Source organism: Streptomyces sp. CO7, assembly GCF_053474865.1.
The window spans coordinates 755,502-770,422 of the sequence record NZ_JBRIOU010000004.1 but is presented as its reverse complement, the minus strand read 5'-3'; the positions used below and the strand labels follow the sequence as shown (position 1 = coordinate 770,422).

At 73.3% G+C, this 14,921-nt stretch carries 14 protein-coding genes; 9 read left to right on the top strand and 5 right to left on the bottom strand.

Annotated elements, in window-relative coordinates; translation table 11 throughout:
- Positions 1 to 608: 608 nt before the first annotated feature.
- The 3 genes from ACOV8S_RS16315 to ACOV8S_RS16305 all read right to left on the bottom strand — a co-directional run bounded on the left by ACOV8S_RS16315 (position 609) and on the right by ACOV8S_RS16305 (position 3,976).
- Positions 609 to 1,460, bottom strand: a complete 852-nt coding sequence (locus ACOV8S_RS16315) for an enoyl-CoA hydratase/isomerase family protein (protein ID WP_448318536.1) — start codon at positions 1,458 to 1,460, stop codon at positions 609 to 611.
- Between the two features lie 60 nt (positions 1,461 to 1,520).
- The gene (locus tag ACOV8S_RS16310; RefSeq protein ID WP_448318535.1) at positions 1,521 to 2,927 is read right to left on the bottom strand and encodes an adenylate/guanylate cyclase domain-containing protein; all 1,407 of its coding nucleotides are present in this window, start codon (positions 2,925 to 2,927) and stop codon (positions 1,521 to 1,523) included.
- Between the two features lie 155 nt (positions 2,928 to 3,082).
- A complete protein-coding gene (locus ACOV8S_RS16305) occupies positions 3,083 to 3,976 on the bottom strand; it encodes a biotin--[acetyl-CoA-carboxylase] ligase (protein ID WP_448318534.1) in 894 nt (297 codons plus the stop codon).
- Positions 3,977 to 4,125: 149 nt separating this feature from the next.
- On the opposite strand from ACOV8S_RS16305, the gene ACOV8S_RS16300 reads away from it, so the two are divergent.
- The 6 genes from ACOV8S_RS16300 (at position 4,126) to hutH (ending at position 9,977) form a co-directional block, all read left to right on the top strand.
- The gene (locus tag ACOV8S_RS16300) at positions 4,126 to 5,730 is read left to right on the top strand and encodes an acyl-CoA carboxylase subunit beta (protein ID WP_448318533.1); all 1,605 of its coding nucleotides are present in this window, start codon (positions 4,126 to 4,128) and stop codon (positions 5,728 to 5,730) included.
- Positions 5,731 to 5,744: 14 nt separating this feature from the next.
- Positions 5,745 to 5,957, top strand: a complete 213-nt coding sequence (locus ACOV8S_RS16295; protein ID WP_448318532.1) for an acyl-CoA carboxylase epsilon subunit — start codon at positions 5,745 to 5,747, stop codon at positions 5,955 to 5,957.
- Positions 5,958 to 6,278: 321 nt separating this feature from the next.
- Entirely contained in the window at positions 6,279 to 6,425 is a 147-nt protein-coding gene (gene mmpB / locus ACOV8S_RS16290) for a morphogenic membrane protein MmpB (RefSeq protein WP_351117080.1), read from the top strand.
- Positions 6,422 to 7,063, top strand: coding sequence for a Maf family protein (locus ACOV8S_RS16285; RefSeq protein WP_448318531.1), 642 nt, complete (start codon positions 6,422 to 6,424; stop codon positions 7,061 to 7,063). Before mmpB ends, ACOV8S_RS16285 begins: the two co-directional genes overlap by 4 nt.
- Before the next feature lie 90 nt (positions 7,064 to 7,153).
- Positions 7,154 to 8,398 carry a diguanylate cyclase domain-containing protein gene (locus ACOV8S_RS16280; protein WP_448318530.1) on the top strand — a complete coding sequence of 415 codons (1,245 nt, stop codon included), beginning with the start codon at positions 7,154 to 7,156 and terminating at the stop codon, positions 8,396 to 8,398.
- A gap of 10 nt (positions 8,399 to 8,408) precedes the next feature.
- Entirely contained in the window at positions 8,409 to 9,977 is a 1,569-nt protein-coding gene (hutH, locus tag ACOV8S_RS16275) for a histidine ammonia-lyase (RefSeq protein WP_448318529.1), read from the top strand.
- Between the two features lie 58 nt (positions 9,978 to 10,035).
- On the opposite strand, the gene ACOV8S_RS16270 is transcribed toward hutH, so the two are convergent.
- Positions 10,036 to 10,842, bottom strand: a complete 807-nt coding sequence (locus ACOV8S_RS16270; protein ID WP_448318528.1) for a hypothetical protein — start codon at positions 10,840 to 10,842, stop codon at positions 10,036 to 10,038.
- 71 nt (positions 10,843 to 10,913) lie between these two features.
- The gene (locus ACOV8S_RS16265) at positions 10,914 to 11,270 is read right to left on the bottom strand and encodes a hypothetical protein (protein WP_448318527.1); all 357 of its coding nucleotides are present in this window, start codon (positions 11,268 to 11,270) and stop codon (positions 10,914 to 10,916) included.
- Positions 11,271 to 11,379: 109 nt separating this feature from the next.
- Between ACOV8S_RS16265 and ACOV8S_RS16260 the strand changes: the two genes are divergently transcribed.
- The 3 genes from ACOV8S_RS16260 to ACOV8S_RS16250 all read left to right on the top strand — a co-directional run.
- The gene (locus tag ACOV8S_RS16260; RefSeq protein WP_448318526.1) at positions 11,380 to 11,775 is read left to right on the top strand and encodes a hypothetical protein; all 396 of its coding nucleotides are present in this window, start codon (positions 11,380 to 11,382) and stop codon (positions 11,773 to 11,775) included.
- 212 nt (positions 11,776 to 11,987) lie between these two features.
- Complete coding sequence (locus tag ACOV8S_RS16255) at positions 11,988 to 13,241, top strand: L,D-transpeptidase (protein WP_448318882.1); 1,254 nt, start codon at positions 11,988 to 11,990, stop codon at positions 13,239 to 13,241.
- A 218-nt stretch (positions 13,242 to 13,459) separates the two neighbouring features.
- On the top strand, positions 13,460 to 14,921 hold a 1,462-nt coding region (locus ACOV8S_RS16250), incomplete at its 3' end, for an ABC transporter permease (RefSeq protein ID WP_448318525.1).

Genomic DNA, 14,921 nt, shown 5'->3' with positions numbered 1-14,921 from the left:
TTCCTCGACGCCCCGTTCGGCGGAGCGCGCGCGGGTCGTTCACAGGGCCGCCGCGCGGGGCGCGTCGAGTGCGCCTCCACCGCTGCTCGCCCCGCCGTCGAGCCGGCCGAGCACCGCTCCACCGTCGGCCCGTTCGTCGTCGAGTCACGGTGCGGTGGGAGTCGACCCCGGCCTCCGCGCAGGAGCGCGCCACGGTGAGGGACGCGCCCCGCAGAACCGACCGCTCGACCCTCACCCCACCGGCGCCCGACCGCCCGTAGAGCCGGATCAGGCCCCGCTCCACCGGCGCCCGACCCGCCGTCGATCTCGTTCAGGCCCCGCTCCACCGGGACCCGACCCGCCGTCGATCTCGTTCAGGCCCCGCTCGACCGCGACCCGACCCGCCGTCGAACTCGTGCAGACCTCGCTCCACCGGGACCCGACCCGCCGTCGAGCCCGTTCCGGCCCTCTCGACCACGGTCCGACCCGCCGTCGAGGTGGTGCGCGCCTCGTGGGACCGCGGCCCCGTGCCGCGTCGGGCGGCGGCCCCACGCCTCGCTCCACTGTGACCTGACCCGCGGTCGGAGTGCGCGCGGAGGTGCAGGGCCCGCGCCGTCCGCGGGGCGCGTCTACTCGCCCGGCCAGTTCGGGCGGCGCTTCTCGTTGAACGCGGCGACCCCCTCCGCGCGGTCGCCGGAGAACGCCACCGTGCGCCACGCGTTGTCCTCGAGGTCGAGGCCGGAGGGGAGGTCCTTGCCCCAGCCGAGCCGCATCGCCCGCTTGGCGGCGCGCAGGCCCACGGGGGAGTTCGCAGCGATGCGTGCGGCCAGGGCCAGGGACTCCTCGCGGTCCGTGCCCTCCTCTACGAGCAGGTCGACCAGGCCCAGCTCACGGGCCTCGGCCGCCTCCACCCGCCGCGCGGTGAAGATGAGCTCGGCGGCCCGCGCCGCGCCCACCCGGCGCGGCAGCAGCTGCGTGCCGCCGCCGCCGGGGATGACGCCCACCGACACCTCCGGCAGCCCCACCACCGCCGTGCGGTCCGCGACGATCAGGTCGCAGGAGAGCGCGATCTCGAAGCCGCCGCCCAGGGCGAAGCCGTGCACCGAGGCGATCGTCGGCATCGGCAGCTCCAGCACGCCCGTGTACGCGGCCCGGTTGACGGGCCGCTGCAGCCGCAGCTGCGCGTCGCTGAAGCCGTTCCGCTCCTTGAGGTCCGCGCCCACGCAGAACGCCCGCTCGTGACTGGAGGTCAGCACGACGACGCGGGCGTCCGGGTCCGCCGACAGCGCGTCGCAGGCGGCGGTGAGGGAGCGGGCCATGTCCGTGGAGACCGCGTTCATCGCCCGCGGGCGGTCCAGCACCAGTTCGGCGACGTACCCGTGGCGGACCACCCGCACGAACTCCCCGTACCGCTCGCCGTCCTGCGGCTCCGCCTGCTCCGCGTCCCGCGCGCTCTGTGCTGGGGCCTGGTGCTCGCTCATGGTGGACGACCTCCCGGTTTCGACGACTGCACTGTTGTCGCCGGGGATCATCTCAGGGCGTCAGGGGCGGATGCCGCGCCGGGTGAGCAGCCACGGCTCGACCACGCCGAGGCCGCGCACCGGCCGCTGCCACATGGGCTGCAGGGCGAACCGGTACCGCTCCTCCTCGTCCTCCTTGACCTGCTCCTCGGCGGCCGGGGCGTCCTGGGTGCGGCGCAGCTCCTGGGCCAGCTCGCTGTCGACCAGGACGGCGTCCTTCGGGGCTATGGAGGTGAGGCGGGAGGCCAGGTTCACCGTCGTGCCGAAGACATCGCCCATCCGGGTGGTGACGGTGCCGAAGGCCATGCCGACGCGCAGCTCGGGCATGGTCTCGTCGTGGGAGAGGGTCTCGATCAGACGCAGCGCGATGTCGGCGGCGACGCCCGCGTCGTCGGCGACGTAGAGGACCTCGTCGCCGAGGGTCTTCACCAGCCGGCCGCCGTGCGCGGCGACCAGGTCGGCGGCGGTGGTCTCGAACGCCTCCACCAGCTCGCCCAGCTCCTCCTCCTCGAGGCGGCGGGTCAGCCGGGTGAAGCCGACCAGGTCGGCGAAGGCGACGCACAGGCGGCGGTCGACCATCTCCTCGTCGTCGGCCGTCTGGATGACGCGCCCGGTCGCCGCGGCGAGCTGGCGGCGCCAGACGTAGACGAGGAACTCCTGCAGCTCGGGCAGGAGCAGCTCGATGAGCGGGTAGGTCACCTCGGTGCGGGTCATGCCCGGCTCGGGGGGCTCGGTGAGGCCCTCCAGGAAGGAATCGATCTGCCATTCCGCCAGACGGGCGGTGGTCTGGCCGGTCGAGCGGGCGACCTGGACCGCCATGGCCTCGCTGAGCAGGCCCGCTTCGACGAGACCGGCCAGGCGGCGCAGGGCGAGCACGTCGGCCTCGGTGAGGGCCTTGGCCTGGCCGATGTCGGCGAAGCCCATGGCGCGCCAGAAGCGGGAGGCCAGCTCCATGGAGACGCCCGCGCTGCGGGCCGCCTGGAAGGGGCTGTAGCGGCGCTCGGCGCCGAGGATCAGGGACTCAAGCCGCAGGGCCAGCGGGTCCTCGTCGGACGTGCCCGTGGTGTTCTGCGCGGCGGTGCGGTCGGCGGCGGTGGGTTCCTCGCCGTGGTCGGAGCCGGAGAACGGGCGCTCGTCGCCGGCTCTGCCGGGCCGGCCGTCGCCGTCCGTGGACCCGGCGACGCCCTCACCCTCGGGGCCGCCGCCGGCGGCGCGGGCCGCGGAGCCGTCGGAGTCACGGCCCCCGGAGCCGGAATCGGAGCCCGGGCCGGAGCCGGACCCGGCGTCGCCCGCGGCCTCCGCGGCGGCGGGCCGGGGGCCGGCGGAGGCGTCGGCGGAGCGGTCGGCAGCGCGGCCGGGGCCGGGCCGGGGGTCGCCGTCCGGTCCGGGATGTCCGCCGGTGCCGGAGCCCGCGTCGTCGACGGTCACGCCTGTTGCCCTTCCGATCTGCCGAGGTCAGGTTTGGACCGGCCTCAACTCTACGGCAGGTGTGCCGCAGCTCACTCCCGGATCGCACCGCCGGAGTGGTGTGCCCCGGGCGCACCGCCCCGCGGCCCTCACCACCCCGCGCGGGAGGGCGCGCGTCACGCCGGGCGGAGGTGGACGATGTCGCCGGCGGAGACGGGGTGGCGGGTGCCGTCGGCGGCGGTGATGACGAGGCGGCCGTCGCCGTCGAGCGCGGTGGCCTCGCCCACCAGGTCGTCGCCGCCCGGCAGCAGGGCGCGCACCTGCCGCCCGAGGGTCGCGCAGCCCGCCGCGTACGTCTCCAGGAGCCCGCTCATCTCGGGGTCCCCGCCGACCACCCGCCAGCGGGTGTACCACTGCTCCAGGGAGCGCAGGACACCGCGCAGCAGCGTGTCGCGGTCGGTGACCTCCGCGCCCGCCAGCGCGAGGGAGCCGGCAGTCGGCACGGGCAGCTCGTCCGGACGGAGCGTGACGTTGAGGCCGACGCCCACCACCACGCCCTCGGTGCCGGCCCGTTCCGCGAGGATCCCGCCGGCCTTGCGCTCCTGCCCGTCGACCGTGACCAGCAGGTCGTTGGGCCACTTCAGGGCCGTGTCGAGACCGGCCGTGCGGGCCAGCCCGGTCGCCACCGCGACGCCGGTGAGCAGCGGCAGCCATCCCCAGCGGGTCACCGGGACGTCGTTGGGTGCCAGCAGCACGGAGAAGAAGAGCCCCGAGCGGGCGGGCGCCGACCACACCCGGTCCAGCCGCCCGCGCGCCGCGGACTGCTCCTCGGCCACCAGCACCGCGCCCTCCTCGGCCCGGCCCGCGCGCGCCGCCGCGACCAGGTCGGAGTTGGTGGAGCCGGTGACCGGCACGACGTCGAGGGCGGTCCACACGGAGTCCTCCCGCACCAGCGCCCGCCGCAGCGCGGCGGCGTTCAGGGGCGGGCGGTCGAGGTCCGACCAGCGGCCGGCGGCCGGGGCCCCGTCGCCGGGGGAGGAAGGGCGTTCTGAGCGATCACGCGGCGTCATGCAACCCAGCGTAGGTGTGGGATACGCCGCACTGCCGGACAGGCGGTCCGCCATTACGCTACGGCTGAGTAACCATCCTCCCGCCGACACCCCCCCTTCACGCCGAACACCGACGTCAACCCCACCACCAGCAGGGAGCCGCACCCCCGATGGCCGAGCCGGAAGAGCTGCAGCAGGGCGACATTCACACCACCGCGGGCAAGCTGGCGGATCTCCGGAACCGCATCGAGCAGGCAACGCACGCCGGTTCGGGCAAGGCGGTGGAGAAGCAGCACGCCAAGGGCAAGCTGACCGCCCGTGAGCGGGTCGAACTCCTTTTGGACGACGGGTCGTTCGTGGAGCTCGACGAGTTCGCCCGGCACCGTTCCACCAACTTCGGCCTGGAGCGGAACCGGCCGTACGGCGACGGCGTGGTGACCGGCTACGGCACCGTCGACGGCCGTCCGGTCGCGGTGTTCTCCCAGGACTTCACCGTCTTCGGAGGAGCCCTCGGCGAGATCTACGGGCAGAAGATCGCCAAGGTGATGGACTTCGCGCTGAAGACCGGCTGCCCGGTGATCGGCATCAACGACTCCGGCGGCGCCCGCATCCAGGAGGGCGTGGCCTCGCTGGGCGCGTACGGCGAGATCTTCCGCCGCAACACCCACGCCTCGGGCGTGATCCCGCAGATCAGCCTGGTCGTCGGCCCCTGTGCGGGCGGCGCGGTGTACTCGCCCGCCATCACCGACTTCACCGTGATGGTCGACAAGACCTCGCACATGTTCATCACCGGCCCCGACGTCATCAAGACGGTCACCGGCGAGGACGTCGGCTTCGAGGAGCTGGGCGGCGCGCACACCCACAACTCCCTCTCGGGCGTGGCCCATCACATGGCCGGGGACGAGAAGGACGCGGTCGAGTACATCAAGCAGCTGCTGTCGTACCTGCCGTCGAACAACCTGAGCGAGGCGCCGTCCTTCCCGGAGGAGGCCGACCTCACGGTCACCGACGAGGACCTGGAGCTCGACCGGCTGATCCCGGACAGCGCCAACCAGCCGTACGACATGCACACCGTGCTCGAACACATCCTGGACGACGGGGAGTTCTTCGAGACGCAGCCGCTGTTCGCGCCGAACATCCTCACCGGCTTCGGCCGCGTCGAGGGCCGCCCGGTGGGCGTGGTCGCCAACCAGCCGATGCAGTTCGCGGGCTGCCTGGACATCAAGGCCAGCGAGAAGGCGGCGCGGTTCGTCCGGACGTGTGACGCCTTCAACGTGCCGGTGCTGACGTTCGTGGACGTGCCCGGGTTCCTGCCGGGCGTCGGCCAGGAGCACGACGGCATCATCCGCCGCGGCGCCAAGCTGATCTACGCCTACGCGGAGGCCACCGTCCCGCTGATCACCGTGATCACCCGCAAGGCGTTCGGCGGCGCGTACGACGTGATGGGCTCCAAGCACCTGGGCGCCGACCTCAACCTGGCGTGGCCGACGGCGCAGATCGCGGTGATGGGCGCGCAGGGCGCGGTCAACATCCTGCACCGGCGCACGCTCGCCGAGGCCGAGGCCAACGGCGAGGATCTCGAGGCGGTGCGGGCGCGGCTGATCCAGGAGTACGAGGACACGCTGCTCAACCCGTACATCGCCGCGGAGAACGGTTACGTGGACGCGGTCGTCGCGCCGTCCCAGACCCGCTCGCAGATCGTCCGCGGCCTGCGTCATCTGCGCACCAAGCGGGAATCACTTCCGCCGAAGAAGCACGGCAACATCCCGCTCTAGGAAGGGTCCTGGCTATGACGATCAAGGTCGTGCGCGGCAACCCGACACCCGAGGAGCTGGCCGCCGCACTGGCGGTGGTCCGAGCCCGCGCCGCGGCCGTCGCCGCGGCGCCGGGGGAGGGGTCCGACGGGGCCCGGGACGCCTGGTCCGACCCGGCCGCCCTGGCCGCGCGCCGGCTCCCGCAGCCGGGCCCGGGCGTCTGGGCCCGCACCTACTGGCCCGCCTGACCCGACCCGCACCCCCGGTGGGCAGGGCCGGAACGGCACGCAGGGGCCGGTGGGCGACCACCGGCCCCTGCGGCGTTCCCGCGACGGCGTTCCCGCCACGCCGTTCCCGCGACGGCGCGCCCTGTGGCGCCGCCCCGCGTGCCTCACGCCGCCCTGCCCGGCCGCGCGCAGCCCGGCACGCGTGCCGCACCTGCCGTGACGCGCGCCACTGTGCCGCGACACTCGTGTGACCTGCGGGGACGTGGGAGGTGAGCGATACCGGGAGCGGCCTGAGTACGCGTACTCAGGCGGCGGGTGGGGCGGGGCCGCATGCTCGGTGGTGTGCTCTGGTCCGACCCCGATCCCCAGGCCGGGCCGCCCGAGGAACTGCGCAGGACGCAGGTCATGCTCCGGCGGCTCGGCGTCCTGATGGCCCTCGCGATGATCCTCGCCATGGTGGTCCTCGGCGTCGATACGCTGCCCCTATGACCGATCTCATCGACCACCGGCCCGCCGGCCACGCCGCCGGCCGGCCCCGCCGCCTCGTCCTGGCGTCCCAGTCCCCCGCCCGGCTCGGACTGCTCCGGCAGGCCGGGTTCGCCCCCGAGGTGATCGTCAGTGGCGTGGACGAGGACGCCGTGACCGCCCCCACCCCCGCCGAGCTGGCCCTGGCGCTCGCCGAGGCCAAGGCCTCCGTGGTCGCCGCCCGCCCCGAGGCGGCCGGCGCCCTGGTGATCGGCTGCGACTCCGTGCTCGACCTGGACGGCGAGCCGCTGGGCAAGCCGGCCGACGCCGCCGAGGCCACCGCCCGCTGGAAGGCGATGCGGGGCCGCGCCGGCGTCCTGCAGACCGGCCACTGCGTGTACGACACCACCACCGGCCGGTACACCTCCGGCACCGCCTCCACCGTGGTCCGCTTCGGCGACCCCACCGACGAGGAGATCGACGCCTACGTCGCCACCGGCGAGCCGCTGCACGTGGCGGGCGCGTTCACCCTGGACGGGCGGTCCGCGCCGTTCGTCGAGGGGATCGACGGCGACCACGGCAACGTCATCGGTCTCAGCCTCCCGCTCCTGCGGCGCCTGCTCGGCAAGCTCGACGTCAGCGTCACCGAGCTCTGGGTCTGAGCGCCGCCCAGCGCCCCACCGGTCACGGAAAGTGACCGCCGCTCGCTCTCCGACGTCACGTTTGTGCCGAAACATCCCTAGCCTGAACGCATGGCAGAGGAGAACCGCCTGCGCGCGGTCGTCACGCTGGCCCAGGGCATGGCCGCCGCCAGGACGCCCCGGGAGTCCTGGCGGGCCGCCGCCCTGGGTGCGAGTCACGCGCTGGGCGGCAGCTTCGCCGCGCTGTCGGTGTGGGAGCGGGAGATGGGCCGGCTCCGCGTCCTGGTCAACGTCGGCGAGCGCGCCCCGGACGAGGAGGAGTTCCCCCGCTCCGAGTCCTACCCGGTGCACCAGTTCCCGGAGATCACCGAGTTCCTGCACGAGCGCTGGGCCAACGGCGGGGAGCCGGACGCCTGGGTGGAGACGGTCGACGGCGGCCCGGCCAAGGGGTCTCCCGACGACCGTGCCGGGTACTGCCACCAGCGGGTCGCCGCGCTGCGCCGCCGGGGCCGCGGCTGCTGCGTGATCGCGCCGATCGTGCTGCACGGCCGCGCCTGGGGCGAGCTGTACGTGGCCCGGCCGCTGGGCGCGCCCGTCTTCGGCCGCTCCGACGCCGACTTCGCCACCGTCCTGGCCGCCGTGGTCGCCGCCGGGCTCGCCCAGATGAAGCGCCTGGAGGAGGCCGAACGACTCGCCTTCACCGACGCCCTGACCGGCCTCGCCAACCGCCGCGCCGTCGACGCCCGGCTGGACGAGGCCATCGAACGGCACCGCAAGGAGGGCGCCGTGGTCAGCCTGGTCGTCTGCGACCTCAACGGGCTCAAGCAGGTCAACGACACCCTCGGTCACGCAGCCGGCGACCGCCTCCTGGAACGCTTCGGCTCGGTGCTCTCGCTGTGCGGGGCGATGCTGCCCGACGCGCTGGCCGCCCGCCTGGGCGGCGACGAGTTCTGCCTGATCGCGGTCGGCCCGTCCACCGAGGAGGTGGTGCGCGCCGCCGAGGAGCTGTGCCGGCGCGCCCGGGACCTCGAACTGGGCGAGGGCGTGGCCTGCGGGATCGCCACCACGGAGGAACCGGTCGGCCCCGTCACCTCGGCGCGGCGGCTGTTCCGGCTGGCCGACGCCGCCCAGTACCGCGCCAAGGCCGGACGCACCGCCGGACCCGTTGTCGCGGGCGTCGAAGGACCGCAGGACCCGGTCCTGCGACTGGCCGACGCGCCCCCGCCGGAGGGCGGCGGGGAGCGGCGCGCGCTGCGCGGACGGGACCTGCCGCCACCGGCCGCGGACCACCCTCCCGGGGACGCGCCGCCCGATGTGGTCCAACCCACCCATGACACTGACGAATTCAAGCTCTAGGCTCCTGAATATGGATATGCACACCGGTTCGACGGAAACTGTGGTGGTGGGAACCTCCGGCCTCACCCCGGAGCAGGTGCTCGCCGTGGCGCGGCACGGCGCGCGCGTGGAGCTCTCGGACGAGGCGGTGCGCGAACTGACCGCGTCCCGCGAGGTCATCGACGCCCTCGCCGCCAAGCCCGACCCCGTCTACGGCGTGAGCACCGGCTTCGGCGCGCTGGCGACCCGGCACATCGGCCCGGACCTGCGCACCCGGCTGCAGCGCAACATCGTCCGCTCGCACGCCGCCGGCATGGGCCCGCGGGTCGAGCGCGAGGTGGTGCGCGCGCTGATGTTCCTGCGGCTCAAGACCGTCTGCTCCGGCCGCACCGGCGTGCGCCCCGAGGTCGCGCAGGCCATGGCGGACCTGCTGAACGCCGGCATCACCCCCGTGGTGCACGAGTACGGCTCCCTCGGCTGCTCCGGAGACCTCGCCCCCCTCTCGCACTGCGCGCTCGCCCTGATGGGCGAGGGCGAGGCCGAGGGCCCCGACGGCGAGCTCCGCCCGGTCCGCGAGCTGCTCGCGGCGCACGGGCTGCGCCCCGTCGAGCTCAAGGAGAAGGAGGGCCTGGCCCTCCTCAACGGCACCGACGGCATGCTCGGCATGCTGCTGATGGCCCTGGCGGACCTGCGCCTGCTGTACACCTCCGCGGACGTCACCGCCGCGATGACGCTGGAGGCGCTGCTGGGCTCCGAGCGCGTCCTGGCGCCCGAGCTGCACGCCATCCGCCCGCACCCCGGCCAGGCGGACTCCGCCGCCAACATGCTGGCCGTGCTGCGCGGCTCGGAGATGACCGGACAGCACCAGGGCGACGAGCCGCGGGTGCAGGACGCCTACTCGGTGCGCTGCGCCCCGCAGGTGGCGGGCGCCGGGCGGGACACCCTCACCCACGCCGAGCTGGTGGCCGGGCGGGAGCTGGCGGCCGCCGTGGACAACCCGGTGGTGCTGCCGGACGGCCGCGTCGAGTCCAACGGCAACTTCCACGGCGCGCCGGTCGCCTACGTCCTCGACTTCCTCGCGATCGCCGCGGCCGACCTGGCCTCCGTCGCCGAGCGGCGCACCGACCGGCTGCTGGACAAGGCCCGCTCGCACGGGCTGCCCGCGTTCCTCGCCGACGACCCCGGCGTCGACTCCGGGCTGATGATCGCCCAGTACACCCAGGCCGCGCTGGTCAGCGAGCTCAAGCGGCTCGCCGTCCCCGCGTCGGTGGACTCCATCCCCTCCAGCGCGATGCAGGAGGACCACGTCTCGATGGGCTGGTCCGCGGCGCGCAAGCTGCGGCACGTGGTCGAGAACCTGGCCAGGGTCGTCGCCGTGGAGCTGGTCGCGGCCTCCCGCGCGCTGGAGCTGCGCCGTGCCGCCACGGGGCTGGCCGCCGCGCCCGCCACCTGGGCCGTCGTCGTGGCCGCCCGCGCGGCCGGTGTCGAGGGTCCCGGCCCGGACCGCTACCTCGCCCCCGACCTCGCGGCGGCCGAGGCCTTCGTCCGCGAGGGCGGCGTCGCCCGCGCGGCCGCGGCGGTCACGGGTCCGCTGTCCTGACGGCACGCGTCGCCACCGGGCCGGCCCTCACCGGCCGGCCCGGTGGCGGCGTCACGCCTCAGAGGATGCCCAGCCGCTCGGTCGCCTTCTTGGACTGGGCGGCCACGACCTCGGCGTCGAGCGCGTACGGGGTGCCGTCCAGCGACTTCGCCACGTTGAGGGTCATGTAGGTGATCACGTTGGATCCGTGGCGCACCACCTGGAAGTAGGTGCGGTTCAACGCAGCGCCCTTCTTCTTCCTGGCGCTCATCATGAAGGCGACGGCGTCGTCGGCCCCTTCCGCCGTGACGGACTTCCGCGGGGTCACGGCGGTGGTCACCGTGTCCTTGCCCGGCAGTGTGTAGGGGAACTCTCCGTCGCAGGTCTCGACCCCGTCGGCGAGGCTCTTCATCACGTTCCGAGCGCCGTCCCCGTCGTACGAGGCGACGACGATCGCGGTGACATCGATCCGCATCAGGCCGTTGAGGTCCGGCAGTTTCCCGTCCTCCTGCGGCTCGACCTCAGGTATCTGGGCGGCCGCGCCGCCGACGAAGGCGGCCGGTTCGCCGAGGATGCCGTCCGCCTCCAGGAGCGGCCTGCAGACCTCGGCGACCCTCACGTCGTCCTTGCTCCCGGAGGCGGTACGGAGCTGCTTCTCGGAAGCCTTCTGGATCTTGTAACCATCGAGGTCGCCCTCCGCGAGGACCAGCGTGGCGAGCTCCTTCTCGGAGAGTGCCTCGGCCGCGGGTGCGGCGGCCTTGCTCGGGGAGGCGGTGGCACCGGACGGCTTCGTGTCGGAGCCGTCGGCGCAGCCCGTGAGCAGGGACAGGGACAGCGCGCAGGCGAGAGTGAGGGCAGCCGGACGCGCCCACGGGGAGTTGTTCACCGTGGGACTATGAGGTCTTCCTCACACACGGTCAAGGGCGTTCCGTTTCTGCGCCCACGAAGGACCGGCCCCTACAGCCCCATGCGCTCCCGTCGGACCGAGTACGCCACGAAGGCCGCCCCGATGCCGAGGAACGCGGTGCCGCCCATGATGTACGGCGTCGTGTCGAAGGCGCCGGTGTCGGCGAGCTCGGTGCCGTCGGCCTGGGAGTGGACCGTGGCCGACGTCGAGGTGGTGTCGGAGACGGTGGTCATGGTGTGCACCCCGGAGCCGCTCTCCGCGCCCGCGGCGGCGGGAGCGGCGGCGGCGGACCGCGGTTCCGGTTCCTCCGGCGTCATCGTCGCGTTGGCGGACGGGACGAAGGAGAGGGCGCCCAGCAGGGCGCCCGCGGCGGCGGCGGTCAGCAGTGAGCGGCGCGTCGTGGACACGGATATCGATCCCCTTGTGGCGCTGGCGAATTGACCGTGTGACCTGATGCTAGTGAAAGGCGCGGGTCGCGGGAAACCCGAGGGCGCGGACCACCGTACTCTCCCTGCCATGACTGCAACCGAAAACAGCCGTTATGTCCGTCTCGACGTCCAGCTGATCGTGGAGGTCGACGACCCGGAGGCGCTCCGGCGCACCGCGCAGGACCGGATCGCCGCGGAGGGGACGCTGCCGGACGGCGAACGGGGCCGCATCGAGGCCGTGGTGACGCATGACACCGCGGAGGCCCTGGCCTACCTCGTCGACCCGTTCGACCTGGTGGGGGCGCTGCCGGGGATCGAGCTGACCCACACCTCGTGGAGCGCGGAGCACGTGGAGGGGGGCCTGGATTCGCTCGACGGCGACCTGTACGGCGATGATGGCGAGCACGAGGAGGACTTCCCCGGCGATCGGGCCGGCGGTCCCGTCGCAGGCGGGGACGTGACGGTTCGCATCGGCATCGGCTGACCCCTGGCGGGGAAGGCGACCCCTACGGAACGATGTCTTCCGGTCCTCCGCGGACCGTTCCGGCGGTCCGCGGCGTGGCGCATTGCACAATTCACCGCGAGACGGAACCGGAACGGCCCGTCCAGGCGTTGAGAATGCTGACGGGGATGTATGCCCGCACCGGGCCGCGGCACGGGCGGGGGCCTCCCCAAGGGGTCGGGTGACCAGTGATGATGGAGATACGTGTGAAGACGGTCGGTGAGCGGCGGCGGCGCAGGGGTCTGGCGGTCGCGTCCGCACTTCTGGGCGGCGTGATGGTCCTGTCCGGTTGTGGAGGGGACGACGAGCCCGCCCGTCCGGACGCCCAGGAGAGGGCCGACGAGGCGGCGGCGAAGGAGACGTCGGTCGCCGAGATCTCCATCACGCCCAAGGACGGCACGGACAACGCGTCGATCAACAACGCGGGTCACGTCTCCGTCAAGAAGGGCAAGCTGACCGAGGTCGAGGTGAAGACCAAGGACGGCGAGGCGGTCGAGGGCGAGATGTCCGGCGACAAGACCTCCTGGAAGCCCTCCGTGCAGCTCGAGCGGGCGACCACCTACAAGATGTCGGTGACGGCCGAGGACTCCAAGGGCCGCGCCTCCCACGAGAACGCCACCTTCACCACCGTCTCGCCCTCCAACAGCTTCATAGGCAACTTCTCCCCGGAGGACGGCTCCACCGTCGGTGTCGGCATGCCGGTGTCGATCCGCTTCGACAAGGAGATCACCGACAAGAAGGCCGTCCAGCAGGGTGTCGACGTCTCGGTGAGCAGCGGCCAGGAGGTCGCCTGCCACTGGTTCAGCACGACCCGGATGGACTGCCGCCCCCAGGACTACTGGAAGGAGGGGGCGACGGTCACCATGAAGCTCGCGCTGGACGGCGTCGAGGGCGCGCCGAACGTCTACGGCGTCCAGCAGAAGACCGTCACCTTCAACATCGGCCGCAACCAGGTCTCCGTCGTGGACGCCGAGACCAAGCAGATGAAGGTCACGCGCAACGGCGAGACCATCCGCACCATCCCCATCTCCGCGGGTTCGCCCGAGAACAAGACCTACGAGGGCCAGATGGTGATCTCCGAGAAGTTCAAGGAGACCCGGATGGACGGCTCGACCGTCGGCTTCACCGACGACGACGGCAAGGGCGAGTACGACATCAAGGACGTCCCGCACGCCATGCGGCTGACCACGTCCGGCACCTTCATCCACGGCAACTACTGGGGCCAGGGCGTCTTCGGCAACGTCAACACCAGCCACGGCTGCGTGGGCCTGGAGGACGCCAAGGGCGCGAACGACCCGAACAAGCCGGGCGCCTGGTTCTTCGAGAACTCGATGATCGGCGACGTGGTGGTCGTCAAGAACACCGGCGACAAGACGGTCGCCCCGGACAACGGTTTCAACGGCTGGAACATGCCGTGGGACCAGTGGGTGGCGGGCTCCGCCGTCTGACCGGACGGCGGTGACTCCCCGGCCCTGACATGGCTCCGCCCCCGAGGCGGTGCCGGAGGCGCCCGGTGACGCGTGCACGACGCACGCGTCACCGGGCGCCTCCGCCGTTTCCGGGCGGGGGGCTCTCGCGTTCGCGAAGCTCTCGGGCTCCGGCGCTCTCGGGGTTTTCTCACACAACCCACAGGGGTCTCCCAGCCCGCCCCTCTAGCGTCCCGCGCATGTTCCTCACCTATCTCCGCCGCGAACTGCGCCGCCGCAGAAAGGCGTCGCTGGTCGTCGCCTCCGGCCTGGCGCTCGGCATCGCGCTCGTCATCGTCGTCAACGCCGTGTCCTCCGGCATGGGCAAGGCGCAGGACCAGGTCCTGCAGTCCCTCTACGGGCTGGGCACCGACATGACCGTCACCAAGGCCCTCGAGGCGCCCTCCGGCGACGGGGACGACAGCGGTGGCCGGCCCAGGTTCAGGTTCGACGCCAAGCCCGGCGAGGACGGCGAGGACGGCGACGACCGGCAGAGCAGCGACCGCGTGATGGTCCAGGGCTTCCAGACCCTGTCCGCCTCCACCGCCGCGAAGGTCGCGAAGACCGACGGGGTGGCTGACGCGGTCGGCGGGCTCAGCCTCAACGTGATGAAGGTCGATGGTCGGTTCACCCCCGGCGAGTTCAAGCAGGACCAGAGCGGCGGCGGCCGTCCGGGCGCCGGCGCCGGCCCCGGCGGCTCCGTGGAGGGCGGCGGCGCCGACTTCTCCATCGACAGCTTCAGCGTGTACGGCACCGACGTCACGCAGCCCGGTCTCGGCCCGCTGACCTCCTCGGAGATCACCTCCGGGCGCGGCTTCGAGGAGTCCGAGACCTCGGCGAGGACGGCCGTGGTGGACAGCGCCTACGCCAAGGAGAAGGAGCTCGGGACCGGCGACAAGGTGACCGTCGGCGGCACGGAGTTCACCGTCGTGGGCGTGGCCACCGCCTCCAGCGGCGACGCCGCCGCCAACGTCTACATCCCGCTCGCGCAGGCCCAGAAGCTGGCCGACGTCAAGAACAAGATCACCACCGTCTACGTCCAGGCGGACGACGCGCAGCAGCTGGACGCGGTGAAGAGCGCGGTCCTCAAGACCGTGCCGGACGCCACCGTGACCACTTCCGAGGACCTCGCCGACACGGTGTCCGGGTCCCTGTCCACCGCCTCCGGGCTCGCCGTCACCGTCGGCCGGTGGCTGTCCGTCGTGGTCCTCGCCGCCGCGTTCCTGGTGGCCGGCCTGCTGACCTCATCCGCCGTCGCCCGCCGGGTCCGCGAGTTCGGCACCCTCAAGGCGCTGGGCTGGCGCTCGCGCCGCGTCACCGGCCAGGTGGTCGGCGAGGCCGTGGTGACCGGCCTCCTCGGCGGCGCGCTGGGCATCGCGCTCGGCCTCGCCGGCGCGTGGGCCGTCACCGCCTTCGGGCCCTCGCTGACCGCGCAGCTGGGCGGCTCCGCAGGCTCCGGCGCGGGCGGTGCGGGCGTTCCCGGCGGCGGCACGGTAGGCATGGGCGGCGGCCCCGGCGGCGAGATGCGGCAGGTGGCCTCCCGGTCGCTCGACGTGGCCCTCACCGCTCCCGTGAACCTGTCCATGATCGCGCTGGCGGTCGGTCTGGCCGTCGCGGGCGGCCTGGTCGCGGGCGCCTTCGGAGGGTGGCGCGCCTCCCGGC